This window comes from Amycolatopsis kentuckyensis, from assembly GCF_041679295.1.
Classification (GTDB): Bacteria; Actinomycetota; Actinomycetes; order Mycobacteriales; family Pseudonocardiaceae; genus Amycolatopsis; species Amycolatopsis kentuckyensis_A.
The window spans coordinates 810,466-824,779 of sequence record NZ_JBGDMD010000001.1; the positions used below are offsets into that span (position 1 = coordinate 810,466).

A 14,314-nucleotide genomic window follows, 5' to 3' on the forward strand; every position below is an offset into this window, starting at 1 on the left:
CCGCCGCACACGACCGAGTTTCCGCGCCTAGGCTCGGAAACTGTGCCCGACACGCGTCTCGACCTCGACCGGATCCGGGTCGCCCGCCGGGTGATCGACCCGGTCTTCCTCGACAGCCCGCTCTACCGCTGCGAACCCCTCGAACGCGAGCTCGGCTGCCGGGTCAGCGTCAAGCTCGAAACCGCCAACCCCGTCCGCAGCTTCAAGGGCCGCGGCACCGAGCTCGTCGCGCACGGTCTCGCCGAACGCGGGGAGCGCGCCGCCGTGTGCGCCAGTGCCGGCAACCTCGGGCAGGCCCTCGCCGTGTCCGGCCGGGCTCGCGGGATCGACGTCACCGTCGTGGCTTCGCGGTCCGCGCCGACCGCGAAGCTCGAGCGCATCCGGGCTTTCGGCGCGCACTTGGAACTGGTGGAAAGCGACTTCGAGCTGGCCCGGTCCCGTGCGGCGGAGCTGGCGCGGGAGCGGGGCGTCCGGCTCGTCGAGGACAGCCTGGACGTCGAGACGTGCGAAGGCGCGGCGACCATCGGCCTCGAACTGGCCGAGGCCGGACCCTTCGACGTCGTCCTCATCGCCCTCGGCGGCGGCGCGCTCGCCACCGGCGTCGGCCACGTCCTGAAGTCCCTCGCTCCCGGCACCGAAGTGATCACCGTCCAGCCGGAGCGCGCGCCGGCGATGACGCTGTCGTGGCGCGAGCGCCGGGTCGTCACCACGGAGTCGGCCGACACCATCGCCGACGGCGTCGCGGGCCGCTTCCCCATCCCGGAGGTCCTCGACGACCTGCTCCTGGTCGCCGACGACGCCGTCCTGGTGCGGGAGACGTCGATCATCGCCGGGATGCGGCTGTTCCTGGAGCAGGCGGGTCTGGTCGTCGAGCCGTCGGCGGCGCTCGGCTTGGCGGCGGTCCTCGAAGACCGCGACCGCTTCGCCGGGCGGCACGTGGCCACCATCGTCTGCGGCGGCAACGTCGACCTGGCCGCCTACCGCGGGTGGCTCAACGCTTCAGCAGGCCCTCTTTTTCCATGACCGACCGGAACGTCTCGGTCTGCGTGGCGTCGAGGACGTCCGCCGGGAACGCGAGCGTGCCTTCGGACTCGGTCTTCAGCACCCAGAACCCCCGCACCAGCGCGGCGCTCTTGAACGTCGGCCACAGCCGGCTGACCGAGCGCCCGGCGGCCTCCGCCGCGTACCCGGCGTCGGTCAGCGCGAGGCGGGTGGCCGTGGGCTCGGCGAACGGCCGCAGCGCCCGGGCGACGCGCCGCGCGTAGAAAGCCGGCCAGCCCAGGCCGAGCAGGAGGACCACGCCGCCGACGGCCAGCCCGACCGGGTCGATGTGCGCGCCCTGCAAGGCTTCGGCCAGGGCCAGGATCCCGAGCACCACGTAGCTCCCGGCCGGCAGCCACCGGGCCACCGGGGTGCGCGGTCATTCTGGCACGGCGGTCCGGCGTGGCATCATGGGCCGCGATCGGCGAACCGAACGGAGACCGGACTCGATGGACGCTATATCGAACGCTGCAACCGAGCCTTCGATCCGGGACATGCTCGCCGTCAACCTGCGTGCCGCCCGGGCGGCACGCGGCCTGTCGCTGTCCGAGCTGTCGCGGCGGTCCGGCATCGGCAAGGCGACCCTCTCGCAGCTCGAGGCGGGCAGCGGCAACCCGACGATCGAGACCGTGTTCAGCCTGTCCCGCGCGCTCGAGGTCGCCATCTCCGACCTGCTCGACCACCGGCCCCGCGGCGGCCTGACCGTGGTGCGCGGCGCCGACGTCGAGGTGCTCCGCGGCGAGGGGATCGACCTGCGGCCGTTGCGCCGGATCGAGGCGGAGAGCAGCGTTTTCGAGGTCTACGACCAGGTCGTCCGCGGGGACGCGCCGCAGCGGTCGCAGGGGCACGTCGGGGTGGAGCACACCGTCGTGCAGACCGGCGGGCTGCGCGTCGAGGTGGGCGGCCGGACCGTCGATCTCGGACCCGGTGACTACGTCGCCTTCGACGCCCGCTCGCCGCACAGCTACACGGCGCTGACCGCGCCCGTGCACTCGGTGCTGCTGCTCCAGTACCGCGACGGCGAGCGCCTCGACGGCCGGCCCCACCCGCTGACGCCGTTGACACCCCCGGTCCCGGAGACCTAACCTCCGATCGTTCGCTTTACCGAACACCGGAGGGTCGATGAACCGAACGCGGGTGGTGGTGATCGGAGCCGGCGTCGTCGGGGCGGCGTGCGCCCGGGAGCTGAGCCTCGCCGGGTTCGACGTCCTGGTCGTCGACCGCGGCCGGCCCGCGGGCGGCACCACCTCGCACGGCGAAGGCAACCTCCTCGTCTCGGACAAGGGCCCGGGTGCGGAGCTGCGGCTCGCCCAGCTGTCGGCCCGGCTGTGGCCGGAGATCGCGGCCGAACTCGGCGACGCCTGCGAGTTCGACCCCAAGGGCGGCATCGTCGTGGCCACCACCGAAGAGGGCGCGAAGGCCCTCACGGCGTTCGCGGCATCGCAGGCCTCCGCGGGGGTGCTCGTCGAGACTCTGTCCACGGAGGACCTCTTCGCCGCCGAACCCGCGTTGACCCGTTCCGTGACGGCGGCGGTCCGCTACCCGGAGGACGCGCAGGTCCAGCCGGCCGGCGCGACGCTCGCGTTGCTCGGCTCGGCCCTGGCGCGCGGTGCCTGCCTGCGCACCGACACGGAGGTCACCGGCGCGGTCGTGGCCGGCGGCCGGATCACCGGGGTCCGCGTGCCCGGCGAGGTCCTCGGGGCGGACGTGGTCGTCAACGCGGCCGGCCCGTGGGCGGGCGAGGTCTCGGCCCGCCTGGGTGCCCCGATCGCGGTCCGGCCCCGGCGGGGCGAGGTGCTGGTGACGACGCCGATGCCCGGGGTGGTCCGGCACAAGGTGTACGACGCGGACTACGTCGGCGCGGTCGGATCGGGCGACGGCGAGCTGCAGACGTCGGCGGTCGTCGAGTCGACGCGGGGCGGCACGGTCCTGATCGGCTCGTCGCGCCGCCGCGTGGGTTTCGACGACACGATCGTGCCCTCGGTGCTGAGCGCGATCGCGGCCAAGGCACTGCGGCTGTTCCCGGCATTGGCGGACGCGGCGGTGATGCGCGCGTACGGCGGCTTCCGGCCCTATGTGGACGATCACCTGCCGGTCCTGGGCGAGGACCCGCGCCTCGGCGGCCTGTGGCACGCGACGGGACACGAAGGCGCGGGCATCGGCCTGAGCGTCGGCACGGCTCGGCTGCTGCGTGAACTGCTGACGGGGTCTGCGCTGTCGATGCCGGTGGCGGAGTTCACCGTGGACCGTCCGGCGGTGGTGGCGTGATCGAGATCGACGTCGACGGCGAACGTCTCGCCGGCCTCGAAGGACAGACGGTGGCCGGGATCTTGCTGGCGGCCGGTCGGGCATCGTGGCGAACCACCCGATCCGGTGCACCGCGCGGGGTGTTCTGCGGGATCGGAGCGTGCTTCGACTGCCTGGTGACGGTGAACGGGGTGCCCGACGTCCGCGCGTGCCGCCGCCGCGCCGCCGACGGCGACGAGATCCGCACCCAGTCCCGGGAGGACACATGAAGCGGGTGGTGATCATCGGCGCGGGACCCGCGGGACTGGCCGCCGCCGAGCACGCGCTGCGGGCGGGGGCCCAGGTGACGGTCTTGGACCAGTCGGACGCGCCGGGAGGGCAGTACCACCGGAAGTTCCATGCGGACCCGCACGGCTTCGGCGAGGTGTTGAGCCGCTGCGAGTGGTGGCCGGAGACGACGGTGTGGGCGGTCGAAGGCGGCAATGCCGGAGTCGCCGCTGCTCGGGTCGGCGATCCTCGCGCGGCCGCACAGTCGCCGGCACTTCGCGTCCATCTCCTGCGCGGCCCGGCCGACGGTTCCGCCCGCGAACGGCTCACCCTCGAACCCGACGCCCTCGTCCTCGCCACCGGCGCGCACGACCGCGTCCTCCCGTTTCCCGGGTGGCAGCTGCCCGGCGTCTACACCGCCGGCGCCGCCCAAGCCCTCGCCAAGGGGGAGCGGGTCGCCGTCGGCAAGCGCGTCCTCGTCGCCGGAGCCGGGCCGTTCCTGCTGCCCGTCGCCGAATCGCTGCTCGCCGTCGGCTCCGAGATCGTCGCCGTCCTCGAAGCCAACACCGCGGCCACCGTCCTCAAAGGATGGTCCGGACCCGTGCACCTCGGCAAAACCGCCGAACTCGCCCGCTACGCCGCCACCCTCGCCCGACACCGCGTCCCGTACCGCTTCGGCCGCGTGGTGGTCGAAGCCGTAGGGGACGACCAGGTCCGCGAAGTCGTCACCGCCCGCGTCCGCGCCGACTGGTCCGTCATCCCCGGCACCGAACGCACCCACGCCGTCGACGTCGTCTGCGTCGGCCACGGCTTCACCCCGCAACCCGAACTCGCCGTCGCCGCCGGCTGCCGGCTCGATGACGGTTTCGTCCGCATCGACCAGGACCAGCGCACCACCGTCGCCAACGTTTTCGCCGCCGGTGAGATCACCGGGATCGGCGGAGCCGACGCCGCACGAGCGGAAGGCGCGATCGCCGGATGCGTGGCCGCCGGGGGCACGCCGAGCCGGGAACTGCTCCGGAACCGGGATCGCACCCGGGTGTTCGCGCACCGGTTGCAGGCCGCCCACCCGATCGGCGCCGCCTGGCCCGGCTGGCTCCGCGACGACACGATCGTCTGCCGCTGCGAAGAAACCACCTACGGCCGGCTGAAGGAAGCCGCCGCCGACCTCGGCATGCCCGGCCCGCACGCGCTCAAACTCGGCACCCGCGCCGGCCTCGGGCCGTGCCAAGGCCGGATGTGCGGGCCCACCGTCGCCGAGCTCTGCGGCGGCGCCGAACGCCACCACCGACCGATCGCCCAGCCGATCCGCTTGGGCGAGCTCGCCGCACCCGAAGGAGACTCATGAGCACCCGCGATCTCGGCGGCGTGGTCGTCGCCGCCGCGCTGCCCTACCGGGCCGACGCCGCCGCCCCCGCCGGGCTGGCCGTCGACTACGACGCCTACGCCGAACACTGCCGCTGGCTGATCGAGAACGGCTGCCGCGGCGTCGGCCCGAACGGCTCCCTCGGCGAGTACTCCTCGCTCACCGACGACGAACGCCGCCGCGTCGCCCGCACCGCGATCGAAGCCGTCGGCAGCGACGGGATCGTCGTCGTCGGCGTCCACGGACCCGGCGCGCACCAGGCGAGGTACTGGACCGAGGCGGCGGCCGAAGACGGCGCGCACGGCGTGCTCTGCCTCCCGCCGACGCTCTACCGCGCCAACCGCGGCGAAGTCCTCGCCCACTTCGAAGCCGTCGCGTCGGTCGGCCTGCCGGTGATGGTCTACAACAACCCCTTCGACACGAAGGTCGACCTCACGCCCGACCTCCTCGCCGAAATCGCGCAGATCGACAATGTCGTCGCCGTCAAGGAGTTCTCCGGCGACGTCCGGCGCGTGCTGGAGATCCGCGAACGGGCGCCGGAGCTCGCCGTGATCAGCGGCGCCGACGACGTAGTCGTGGAAAGCCTGCTGATGGGCGCGACCGGCTGGTTCGCCGGGTTCCCCAACGTGTTCCCGGCCGAATCGACGCGCCTGTTCGAGCTGGCCACCGCGGGCAAGCTCGACGAAGCCCGGGCGCTCTACGAGCCGCTGGTGGCCGCGTTCCGGTGGGACTCGCGGACCGAATTCGTCCAGGCCATCAAGCTCGGGATGGACCTGGTGGGCCGCTACGGCGGTCCGTGCCGGCCGCCGCGCGGGCCGCTTTCCGACGTCCACCGCGAGCAGGTCCGCGCCGACATGGGCCGGGCGCTGGCCGCGCTGGGGGTGGCGTAGGTGCGGTCCGCACGCGCGATCACGGCGGTCGACTCGCACACCGAGGGCATGCCCACCCGGGTGGTGACCGGTGGCGTCGCCCCGATCCCCGGGGACACGATGGCCGAGCGCCGCCGGTACTTCATGGCGCACCTCGACCACATCCGCCAGTTCCTCATGCACGAGCCGCGCGGGCACTCGGCGATGAGCGGCGCGATCCTGCAACCGCCCTGCCGCGACGACGCCGACTGGGGTGTCGTCTACATCGAGGTCTCCGGGTGCCTGCCGATGTGCGGCCACGGCACGATCGGCGTCGCGACGGTGCTGGTCGAGACCGGCATGGTCGAGGTGACCGAGCCGACGACCGTGGTGCGCCTGGACACCCCGGCCGGGCTGGTGCACGCGGAGGTCACGGTCCGCGACGGGCGCGCGGAACGGGTCAAGCTGCGCAACGTGGCGTCGTTCCTCGCCGAGCGGGACGCCGTCGTGGACGTGCCCGGCTTCGGCGAGGTCCGCTACGACCTGGCGTACGGCGGGAACTTCTACGCCATCCTCGAACTGTCCCAAGTGGACATTCCGTTCGACCGGTCCGAAAAGGACCGCATCCTGAGCGCCGGCCTCGACATCATGGCCGCGATCAACGAGCAGCGTCCGCCGAAGCATCCCGCCGACCCGCTGATCGGCGGCTGCAAGCACGTCCAGTTCCTCGCGCCCGGCTCGGACGCGCGCACCTCGCGGAACGCGATGGCCATCCACCCCGGCTGGTTCGACCGGTCGCCGTGCGGCACGGGCACGTCCGCCCGGATGGCCCAGCTGCACGCGCGGGGCGAGCTGCCGCTGCACACGCCGTTCGAGAACAGCTCGTTCATCGGCACGACGTTCACCGGCGAGCTGGTGGGGGAGACGGAGGTGGGCGGCGTGCCGGCGGTGATCCCCGAGTTCTCCGGCCGGGCGTGGATCACCGGGACCGCCACCTACCTGCTCGATCCCGATGATCCCTTCCCGACGGGGTTCGTGCTCTAGGAGGTGATGCTGGCGACGGCGTCGACGCCGTAGTTCCTGGCGTACCCGTTCTCGACCCCGACCAGGATCTCGGCGACCTCGAACCAGCGGTCCCAGAACGGGGTTTCCCGCAGGGCGTCGACCAGGAGCTGGTAGGCCTCGTGGTCGACGGCCTCCCACACCCAGACGTCGGTCACGCGCGCCGAGTAGAACTCGGTGTCGTAGAAGCGCGACCGGACACCCTTGGTCTTCTCCTCGACCGCCGGGACGATCTCGGTGCGGAACGCCTCGATCCGCTGCTCGACCGTCATGGCCAGCCACTCGGGAGTGGTCTTGACCAGCATGAAGGCGGTTACCGTCGCGTTCACGCGTACGCCCCCGCTTCGATGTCCTCGACCAGTGTCGGCCCGGACGGCGTCCAGCCGAGCAACTCCCGCGTGGCCGTGCTCGAGGCGGACATGTCCGTCGCGAAGAACCGGCCGACGAACCCGAAGTGCTCCGCCGCCTTCTCCGGCGCAACCGAAACCACCGGCAGGTCGAGGGCCCGCCCGATCGCTTCGGCGATCTCGCGGGTCGTCACGGCTTCCTCGGCGACGGCGTGCAGGCGTGCCCCCGCCGGGGCGGCCTCGAGACCGAGCCGGACGAGCCGGGCCGCGGCCGGGCGGTGGACCGCCGACCAGGCCGCCGTGCCGTCGCCGACGTAGGCGGAGACGCCGTGCCGGCGAGCCGCCGCCGTGATGGACGCGAGGAAACCGTGGTCGCCGACGCCGTGCACCGACGGCGCGAAGCGGACGCTGACCACCCGGACGCCCTTCCCGGCGTACTCGAACGCGAGGTTTTCGCCGCCGCCGCGCATCGAGTCGGGGCCGACCGCGGGGGAGACGTCGGATTCGAGCGCGGGCCGGCCCTGGACCAGCCCGGCGAGCGCGCCGGCGAGCAGGAACGGCCGGTCGGTGCCCGCGAGCGCGCCGGCCATGGTCTCGATCGCGGCCCGCTCGGTCCGGTTGTTCTCCGCGGGGTTCGCCCAGTCGTGCTTGTTGCCCAGGTGGACGACGGCGTGGGCGTCGATCGCGCCGTCGCGGAGACCGTCGAGATCGTCGAGGTCGCCGCGGCGGACCCGGGCACCCTTCTTGGCGAGCGCGAGGGCCGCGGCGTCCGAGCGGGCGAGGCCGGTGACCTCGTGCCCGGCGCCGAGCAGCTCGTCGACGACGGCGGTGCCGATCCACCCCGTCGCCCCGGTGACGAACACGTGCATGGTGCTGCTCCTTCTTCGGGGAACTCGTTGACAAGTCCGAAGTTAGGAGCCGCGGCAGTGGTCGTGCCACGCAACTTTGACAATCGAGGATTGCGTCAAACGCAAGCCGTCAGGATCCCGTCTCGACGTGGTCCAGCACGCCGAGCGCGTCCGGCACCAGCACCGCGGCCGAATGGTAGGCACTGACGAGGTACGACGTCACCGCGCGGTCGCTGACGCCCATGAACCGCACGTTGAGCCCGGGCTGGTACTGGTCGGGAAGTTCCTTCGGGCGCAGGCCGATGACGCCGGCGTCGTCCTCGCCCGTCCGCATCGCCAGGATCGACGTCGTGCCGGTGTCGGTGATCGGGATCTTGTCGCAGGGCAGGATCGGGACGCCGCGCCAGGCCATGACGCGTTTGCCGTCGAGGAGGGTGGTGTCGGGGTAGACGCGGGCGCGGGTGCATTCGCGGCCGAACGCGGCGATGGCGCGGGGGTGGGCGAGGAAGAACTTCGTCTTGCGGCGGCGGCACAGCAGGTCGTCGAGGTCCAGCGGTGTGGGCGGTCCGGTGCGGGTCGTCAGCCGGTGTTTGAGGTCGGCGTTGTGCAGGAGCCCGAAGTCGGTGTTGTTGACGAGTTCGTGTTCTTGCCGTTCCCGCAACGCTTCCACGGTCAACCGCAGCTGCTGCTCGAGCTGGTTCATCGGGTGGTTGTAGAGATCGGTGACGCGGTTATGGACGCGCAGGACGGTTTGGGCGACAGCGAGTTCGTACTCGCGCGGCGATGGGTCGTAGTCGACGTACGTGCCGGACAGGATCGGTTCGCCGTCGTGCCCGGCGGACAGGTCGATGCTGGCTTCGCCTTTGGCGTTCTGGGGTTTGCGGGGCCGTCCGATGGCTTCGGCGACGTGGGCGCGGAGTGGCTCGGACCGGCCGTTGAGGCGGGCGTAGGCGTCCGCGGGCAGGACGAGTGCGATGACGTGGGTGGCGGCGCGGGCGGTGAACGGCCAGGTGGCGTCGTCGCGGGCGAGGAGTTCGGCGCCGAAGTGGTCGCCGTCGGTGACGGTGCCGAGGTGGGTTTCGTCGCCGTATTCGCCGCGGCCGTGCTGGGTGACCTTGCCGTGGGCGAGGAGGAACAGGGTGTCGAGCGGGGTGCCCGCGTCGACGATCGTGGCGCCGGGTTCGTATTCGCGTTGTTCGAAGGCTTCGGCGAGGGCGGACAGGGCTTGCTCGTCGCCGAAACCGCGCAGGAGTTCGAGTTCGGTGAGTTCGGCGGGGACGACCTGGACGCGGGCGCCGGTGGTGTAGAAGGAGACTTTGCCGTCGCCGACGGTGTAGGTGAGGCGGCGGTTGACGCGGTAGCTGCCCGCGGGGACGTCGACCCAGGGCAGCTGGGAGAGCAGCCAGCGGGTGGTGATGCCGCGCATCTGCGGCGGGGTCTTGGTCGTCGTGGTCAGCGTCCGCGCGGCCGTGACGCTCAGCGACAGCTGCAGGGACGCCGTTTCCTCCGTCACCGTCACGGTCTCAGCCTTCCCGGCCGAGTTCGACGCTTTCCAGCACCGCCAACGCGTCCGGCACCAGCACCGCCGCGGAGTAGTAGGCGGAGACGAGGTAGGAGATGATCGCCTGTTCGTTGATGCCCATGAACCGCACGTTCAGCCCCGGCTGGTATTCGTCCGGCAGCCCGGTCTGGTGCAGCCCGACCACGCCCTGGGCCTGTTCGCCGGTGCGCATCAGCAGGATGGAGCTGGTGCGGGTGTCGGAGACGGGGATCTTGTTGCACGGCAGGATCGGCACGCCGCGCCAGGCGGGGACGTGGTGCCCGCCGAGGTCGACGGCGTCGGGATACAACCCGGCTTTGGTGCATTCCCGGCCGAACGCGGCGATGGTCTTGGGGTGGGCGAGGAAGACTCCGGGGTCTTTCCAGACCAGGGCGAGGAGTTCGTCGAGGTCGTCGGGGGTGGGTGGGCCGGTGCGGGTGGGGATGCGCTGGGCGAAGTCGGCGTTGTGCAGCAGCCCGAAGCCGGTGTTGTTGATCAGTTCGTGTTCCTGGCGTTCCCGCAGTGCCTCGACGGTGAGCCGGAGTTGTTGTTCGATCTGGTTCATCGGCTGGTTGTAGAGATCGGCGACGCGGGAGTGGACGCGCAGGACGGTCTGGGCGACGGAGAGTTCGTATTCGCGGGGTTGGGCGTCGTAGTCGACGAACGTGCCGGGGAGGGTCGGTTCGCCGTCGTGGCCGGAGGCGAGGGAGATTTCGGCTTCGCCGTGGTCGTTGCGCGCCGACGAGCCGCCGGCGACGTAGGCGTCCAGGTGGGCTTGCAAGGTCTCGGACCGGGAGAGGACGTCCTCGAACACGTCCCTCGGGAGGGTGAGGACGGTGCAGGTGGTGACGGCTTTGGCGGTGAATTCCCAGATCCCGTCGTCCCGGACCAGCGCTGTCTCGCCGAAGTAGTCGCCGTCGGCGAGGGTGCCCAGGACGGTCTGGTCGCCGTAGGCGCCGGTGCCGACCTTGGTGATCTTGCCGTGGGCGATGAGGAACACCTGGTCGGCCCGGGAGCCGAATTCGACGAGGGCGTCCCCGGGTTCGTATTCGTGTTGGGAGAACCGGGACGCCAGTTCGGTGAGGACCTCTTCGTCGTCGTAGCCGCGCAGGGGGGCGAGTTCGCCGAGTTCGGGTGGGATGACGCGGACCTCGGCGCCGGTGGTGGTGAAGGTGACGCGGCCGTCGCCGACGGAGTAGGAGAGGCGGCGGTTGACGCGGTAGGCGCCGCCGGATACTTCGACCCAGGGCAGGACTTTGAGCAGCCAGCGGGAGGAGATGCCCTGCATCTGGGGGACCGACTTGGTCGTGGTGGCCAGGGTCCGGGCCGCGGCCCGGCCGAGGCTCTGCGGTGCCTGGTCGGTGTCCACCGGGTCGGTGACAGTCACAGCGAAAACCACCCGTTCATTCGTAGGTCAGGATTGGTAGCGAGGGTTGGTGGCGTGCCAGGTGAAGCCGCCGCCCATCCAGGAACGGACACCCACGAGGAACCGCTGCAGCTCGGGCGACGGGACCGCCATCAGCTCCCGGTGGCCGTCCTCGAACTCGTGGACGATCTGGTTGTGCAGCTCGACGGTCGCCTCGACCGCCTCCTCGACCGAGCACCCCCGGTCGGCCGCGATCTGCAGGACCATGTTGCAGACCGGCTTCTCGTCGGCCGCGTCCTTGGCGACCGAGTGCAGGTCGTTGACCAGCACGGACGCGGTCCCGGCCCGCATCATCGCCTCCCGCACCCGCGGGTCGTAGTAGAACGGCGCGGCCAGCTCGTAGCCGCCGACGGCGTCGACGAGCGTCATCGACGTGTAGAAGCTGTCGTGCTGGCGGGCCGCCAGGTACTCCCACGCCGGTGGGTAGCGGCCCGTGTGGCGCCACGCCGCGTAGGCGTCCCAGCTGACGAACATCGAGAACGTCGCGTAGCAGACCCGCTGGACCAGCACGGGCGAGCCGTGCCGGCCCAGGTGATCGATCGCCGAGTGCAGCCCGACGAGGATCGGGTCGGCCCGCAGCGCTTCTTCGAGGGGCGCCGAGAACTCCCCGGCCGGCGCGACCGGGTCCATGGCCGCCATGACGAGCGCCAGGCGTGGCGGCAGTTCGGTCGGCGCCGCGCCCAGCGTGCTGTCGTCGGCGTAGTAGTCGTCGGCCGCCCACCAGACCGCGTTCAGCTGCGCCGCGACGAGCAGCCGGTCCGGGTCGTCGGAGTCGGGGTGGGCGAGCATCGCCAGCCTGCCGAACCCGGCGTGGGCGATCTGGTCGAGGCCCGCGCCGGTGAACCCGCAGTCTTCGGCCCACGCGACGAGCCGCCGGTCGACCTCCCCGGCGAGGGCGTCGTCGACGCGGCCGGCGACCGGGCAGTACAGCGGCGGCCCGCTGCCGTCTCCCCACGGCAGGTGGGCGTAGGCCGGGTCCTGCCCGGGCGCCGGCGCGAACTGCGTCGCGATCCGGGCCGCCGCGGTGCCGAGGCCGAACGGGCCCGCGAGCAGGCTCTCGGCGCCCCCGTTCGTCCACTGTGGACACTCGGTGCCGGTCGTCATGGTGCTCTCCCTCGTCGCCCGGCCGCCTCAGACGCGGTCGGCGGCGATGAGCAGGTAGTGGAAGCTGCCTTCGCGGTAGGCGGTCAGGAACGGCTTCTCGACCCCGGTGGCGACCGAGGACCGCTCCCGCAGCTCCCAGTACGGGATCGTCGCGGCCGTCAGGTCGACGACGTTGATCGGCACGAACCCGTTGTCCGACAACGCCTTGAAATAGTCGCCGCGGGCGTGGATGTTGCAGATGTAGTGCTGGTCGATCTGGCTGACCGCGCGCGACCGGCCGCCGGTGACGTCGTTGTAGCACCCGGTGATCGTCACGTACCGGCCGCCGGGCTTGAGCTGGCGGGCGTGTTCGGCGAACAGCTCGTGCAGGTCGACGTACATCGTGCTCTCGTTGTTCCAGATGCCCTGGAACACGCCGGATTCGAAGCCGGTGTCGAGCATGTTGCGCAGGTGGTAGCGCACCGAGCCGTCGATCCCGCGCTGCCGCACGTGGTCGTTGGCGAACGCGACCTGCTGCTCGGAGATGGAGATGCCGTCGACCTGGCAGCCGAAGCGCTGGTGGGCCATGACGCTCGTGCCGCCGCGGCCGCAGCCGGCGTCGAGCAGCCGGTCGGCGGGCCCGACGGGGCCGAGGTGGTCGAGGAGGACGTCGGCCTGCGCCGTCTCGAGCCGGTGCATCTCGGCGATGATGGCGTCGTCACGCTGCGATGCCGGGGCTTCGAGCACGGCCGGGTCGTAGTCGCCGATGCCGTAGTGGTGGTGGTAGAGACCGTCGACATCGCCCAGCCGGAGGTTCACCGGGTCCTTCTCCGCGTTCCAGTAGTCGGCGACCGACTGCTGGTACGCGGTGCGGGTCACGGGCTGGTCGAGAGCCGTCATCGGGAAACTCCTCGTTCGCGGTTTTCCTTGGTGTGCAAGGAACTCTCCGGACAGCCCGGTGTCGTCCCCTCCTCGTCGACGCTAGCGAGGAAAGATCGGCGGGGACAAGGAGCTTCACTCGTGGTGCCCGGGCGTGGCCCGTCTGGCCCAGCGGCGGCCCTGCGCGGGGTGGCGGGCGGCGGCCGCGGAGGAACCCTATCGAGACCGGCCGTGACTCGTCCGGCTGACGAGACGCGACCGTGGGTCGTCACTCTCGCGGAAGTGCACTGGGTGAAGGAGAAGACGATCAGCCTCGTTCGGCGGTAGGAGACCACTGTCAGTCGACCCAGGGGTTCGGGCGGCAGACGGCACCGTCGGCCCGGACCCGCGTGGCGGCCCCGGGTTCGGCGCGGTTGAGCTCGGCGAGGTAGGTGTTCGAGAGACCGAAGGTCTGCTGCATCATCACCGGCGCGGGCGCGCCGGGAGCGGGGCAGCCGACGTGCCCGAAGCCGAGCGCGTGCCCCATCTCGTGGTTGACGGCGTAGGTGCGGTAGCCGGCGAGGTCGCCGCCGAACGAGTGCGCGCCCCGGATCCACCGCGCGAGGTTGAGGACGATCCGGTGGGTCAGGTGGCACGAGGAGTCGTAGGGGATGGCGAACCCGCAGAGCCGGCGGCTGGTGTCGGGGGTGGTGAGGCTGATCCGCACTTCCGGGTGGGCATCGGGGGCGGTTTCCCGCCGGAAGGCGACTTTGCCCTGCCCGATCCAGCCGCGCGGGTCGGTGAGGATGGTGTCCACCTGTTCGGCGAACCCGGGTGCGTCGACGCCGTCTTCGACTTCGACGGTGTAAGTGAGTTCTTCGGCGCCTTTGCCCGCCCCGGCGAGGGTTTCGGGGCCGGGGAGGACGTGCCAGGTGCCGTCGCCGGTGGGGGTGACGGGAGGGCCGTCGGGAAGAGCGGCGGGCTCCGGCGGCCGGGTGGTGACCGGCGCGGCGGTGGGGGAGAGGGGAGTCGGGCTGCCGCTGAGACGCCGCGGTTCGGCGGCGCGGGGGATCAGGAGCAGGGCGACGGCCAGGGCGATGGCGAAAACCAGCACCGCCGGGGGCCACCATGCCGCTGGGGCCGGGGGTTCGGCCGGCGTGTCGAGGAGGTCGGCCGCGGTGATTTCTTCGTTGGTGCGGCGAGGTTCGGTCGCCAGGGGGAGGACGGCGGTGGTGGGTGGCGCGGGTTCCGGTCCGGACGGCCAGATGATGGCTGTCGAGGGATCGTTCGGTGGGGTGGCGATGGGTGCCGGGGGCTGTTTCGCGGCTGGGACGGGCTCTGTTGTCTTGGTCGGGGGTGTGGCTGGTGGTTCGGTGGTGAG

Annotated in this window: 15 protein-coding genes; 7 read left to right on the forward strand and 8 right to left on the reverse strand. The window is 71.8% G+C overall.

Features of this window, described 5'->3' with window-relative positions:
• Positions 1–42 precede the first annotated feature (42 nt).
• On the forward strand, positions 43–1,023 hold the full coding sequence (locus ACERZO_RS03720; RefSeq protein WP_372661643.1) for a threonine ammonia-lyase: 981 nt from the start codon (positions 43–45) through the stop codon (positions 1,021–1,023).
• Here the strand turns inward: ACERZO_RS03720 and ACERZO_RS03725 are convergent.
• Complete coding sequence (locus ACERZO_RS03725) at positions 992–1,408, reverse strand: hypothetical protein (protein ID WP_372661646.1); 417 nt, start codon at positions 1,406–1,408, stop codon at positions 992–994. The genes ACERZO_RS03720 and ACERZO_RS03725 overlap by 32 nt on opposite strands.
• A gap of 127 nt (positions 1,409–1,535) precedes the next feature.
• Between ACERZO_RS03725 and ACERZO_RS03730 the strand changes: the two genes are divergently transcribed.
• Genes ACERZO_RS03730 through ACERZO_RS03755 form a run of 6 tightly spaced genes read left to right on the forward strand, consistent with a single transcriptional unit; the run spans position 1,536 to position 6,813 of the window.
• Entirely contained in the window at positions 1,536–2,126 is a 591-nt protein-coding gene (locus tag ACERZO_RS03730; RefSeq protein ID WP_372661649.1) for a helix-turn-helix domain-containing protein, read from the forward strand.
• 37 nt (positions 2,127–2,163) lie between these two features.
• Positions 2,164–3,309: an NAD(P)/FAD-dependent oxidoreductase gene (locus ACERZO_RS03735; RefSeq protein WP_372661652.1), complete on the forward strand. Its 1,146-nt coding sequence runs from the start codon at positions 2,164–2,166 to the stop codon at positions 3,307–3,309.
• Positions 3,309–3,557: a (2Fe-2S)-binding protein gene (locus ACERZO_RS03740; protein ID WP_372662938.1), complete on the forward strand. Its 249-nt coding sequence runs from the start codon at positions 3,309–3,311 to the stop codon at positions 3,555–3,557. The genes ACERZO_RS03735 and ACERZO_RS03740 overlap by 1 nt, the downstream gene beginning before the upstream one ends.
• Positions 3,554–4,903 carry an FAD/NAD(P)-dependent oxidoreductase gene (locus ACERZO_RS03745; RefSeq protein WP_372661655.1) on the forward strand — a complete coding sequence of 450 codons (1,350 nt, stop codon included), beginning with the start codon at positions 3,554–3,556 and terminating at the stop codon, positions 4,901–4,903. Before ACERZO_RS03740 ends, ACERZO_RS03745 begins: the two co-directional genes overlap by 4 nt.
• Positions 4,900–5,811 carry a dihydrodipicolinate synthase family protein gene (locus ACERZO_RS03750; protein ID WP_372661658.1) on the forward strand — a complete coding sequence of 304 codons (912 nt, stop codon included), beginning with the start codon at positions 4,900–4,902 and terminating at the stop codon, positions 5,809–5,811. Before ACERZO_RS03745 ends, ACERZO_RS03750 begins: the two co-directional genes overlap by 4 nt.
• Complete coding sequence (locus ACERZO_RS03755; RefSeq protein WP_372661661.1) at positions 5,812–6,813, forward strand: proline racemase family protein; 1,002 nt, start codon at positions 5,812–5,814, stop codon at positions 6,811–6,813.
• On the opposite strand, the gene ACERZO_RS03760 is transcribed toward ACERZO_RS03755, so the two are convergent.
• The 7 genes from ACERZO_RS03760 to ACERZO_RS03790 all read right to left on the reverse strand — a co-directional run bounded on the left by ACERZO_RS03760 (position 6,810) and on the right by ACERZO_RS03790 (position 14,047).
• The gene (locus ACERZO_RS03760) at positions 6,810–7,160 is read right to left on the reverse strand and encodes a darcynin family protein (RefSeq protein WP_372661664.1); all 351 of its coding nucleotides are present in this window, start codon (positions 7,158–7,160) and stop codon (positions 6,810–6,812) included. The genes ACERZO_RS03755 and ACERZO_RS03760 overlap by 4 nt on opposite strands.
• The gene (locus ACERZO_RS03765) at positions 7,157–8,047 is read right to left on the reverse strand and encodes an NAD-dependent epimerase/dehydratase family protein (RefSeq protein WP_372661667.1); all 891 of its coding nucleotides are present in this window, start codon (positions 8,045–8,047) and stop codon (positions 7,157–7,159) included. The genes ACERZO_RS03760 and ACERZO_RS03765 overlap by 4 nt, the downstream gene beginning before the upstream one ends.
• Before the next feature lie 109 nt (positions 8,048–8,156).
• Positions 8,157–9,545, reverse strand: a complete 1,389-nt coding sequence (locus ACERZO_RS03770; protein ID WP_372661670.1) for a family 2B encapsulin nanocompartment shell protein — start codon at positions 9,543–9,545, stop codon at positions 8,157–8,159.
• 4 nt (positions 9,546–9,549) lie between these two features.
• The gene (locus ACERZO_RS03775) at positions 9,550–10,953 is read right to left on the reverse strand and encodes a family 2B encapsulin nanocompartment shell protein (protein WP_372661673.1); all 1,404 of its coding nucleotides are present in this window, start codon (positions 10,951–10,953) and stop codon (positions 9,550–9,552) included.
• 27 nt (positions 10,954–10,980) lie between these two features.
• A complete protein-coding gene (locus ACERZO_RS03780; protein WP_372661676.1) occupies positions 10,981–12,096 on the reverse strand; it encodes a family 2 encapsulin nanocompartment cargo protein terpene cyclase in 1,116 nt (371 codons plus the stop codon).
• Positions 12,097–12,123: 27 nt separating this feature from the next.
• Positions 12,124–12,975, reverse strand: coding sequence for a geranyl diphosphate 2-C-methyltransferase (locus tag ACERZO_RS03785; RefSeq protein ID WP_372661679.1), 852 nt, complete (start codon positions 12,973–12,975; stop codon positions 12,124–12,126).
• Between the two features lie 316 nt (positions 12,976–13,291).
• Complete coding sequence (locus ACERZO_RS03790; protein ID WP_372661682.1) at positions 13,292–14,047, reverse strand: DUF3152 domain-containing protein; 756 nt, start codon at positions 14,045–14,047, stop codon at positions 13,292–13,294.
• Positions 14,048–14,314 lie beyond the last annotated feature (267 nt).

Bases quoted from the DNA above. Each gene is read 5' to 3' on its own strand.
- ACERZO_RS03785 (WP_372661679.1), bottom strand. From the start codon at position 12,975: ATGACGGCTCTCGACCAGCCCGTGACCCGCACCGCGTACCAGCAGTCG.
- ACERZO_RS03730 (WP_372661649.1), top strand. From the start codon at position 1,536: ATGCTCGCCGTCAACCTGCGTGCCGCCCGGGCGGCACGCGGCCTGTCG.
- ACERZO_RS03780 (WP_372661676.1), bottom strand. From the start codon at position 12,096: ATGACGACCGGCACCGAGTGTCCACAGTGGACGAACGGGGGCGCCGAG.
- ACERZO_RS03735 (WP_372661652.1), top strand. From the start codon at position 2,164: ATGAACCGAACGCGGGTGGTGGTGATCGGAGCCGGCGTCGTCGGGGCG.
- ACERZO_RS03765 (WP_372661667.1), bottom strand. From the start codon at position 8,047: ATGCACGTGTTCGTCACCGGGGCGACGGGGTGGATCGGCACCGCCGTC.
- ACERZO_RS03750 (WP_372661658.1), top strand. From the start codon at position 4,900: ATGAGCACCCGCGATCTCGGCGGCGTGGTCGTCGCCGCCGCGCTGCCC.
- ACERZO_RS03745 (WP_372661655.1), top strand. From the start codon at position 3,554: ATGAAGCGGGTGGTGATCATCGGCGCGGGACCCGCGGGACTGGCCGCC.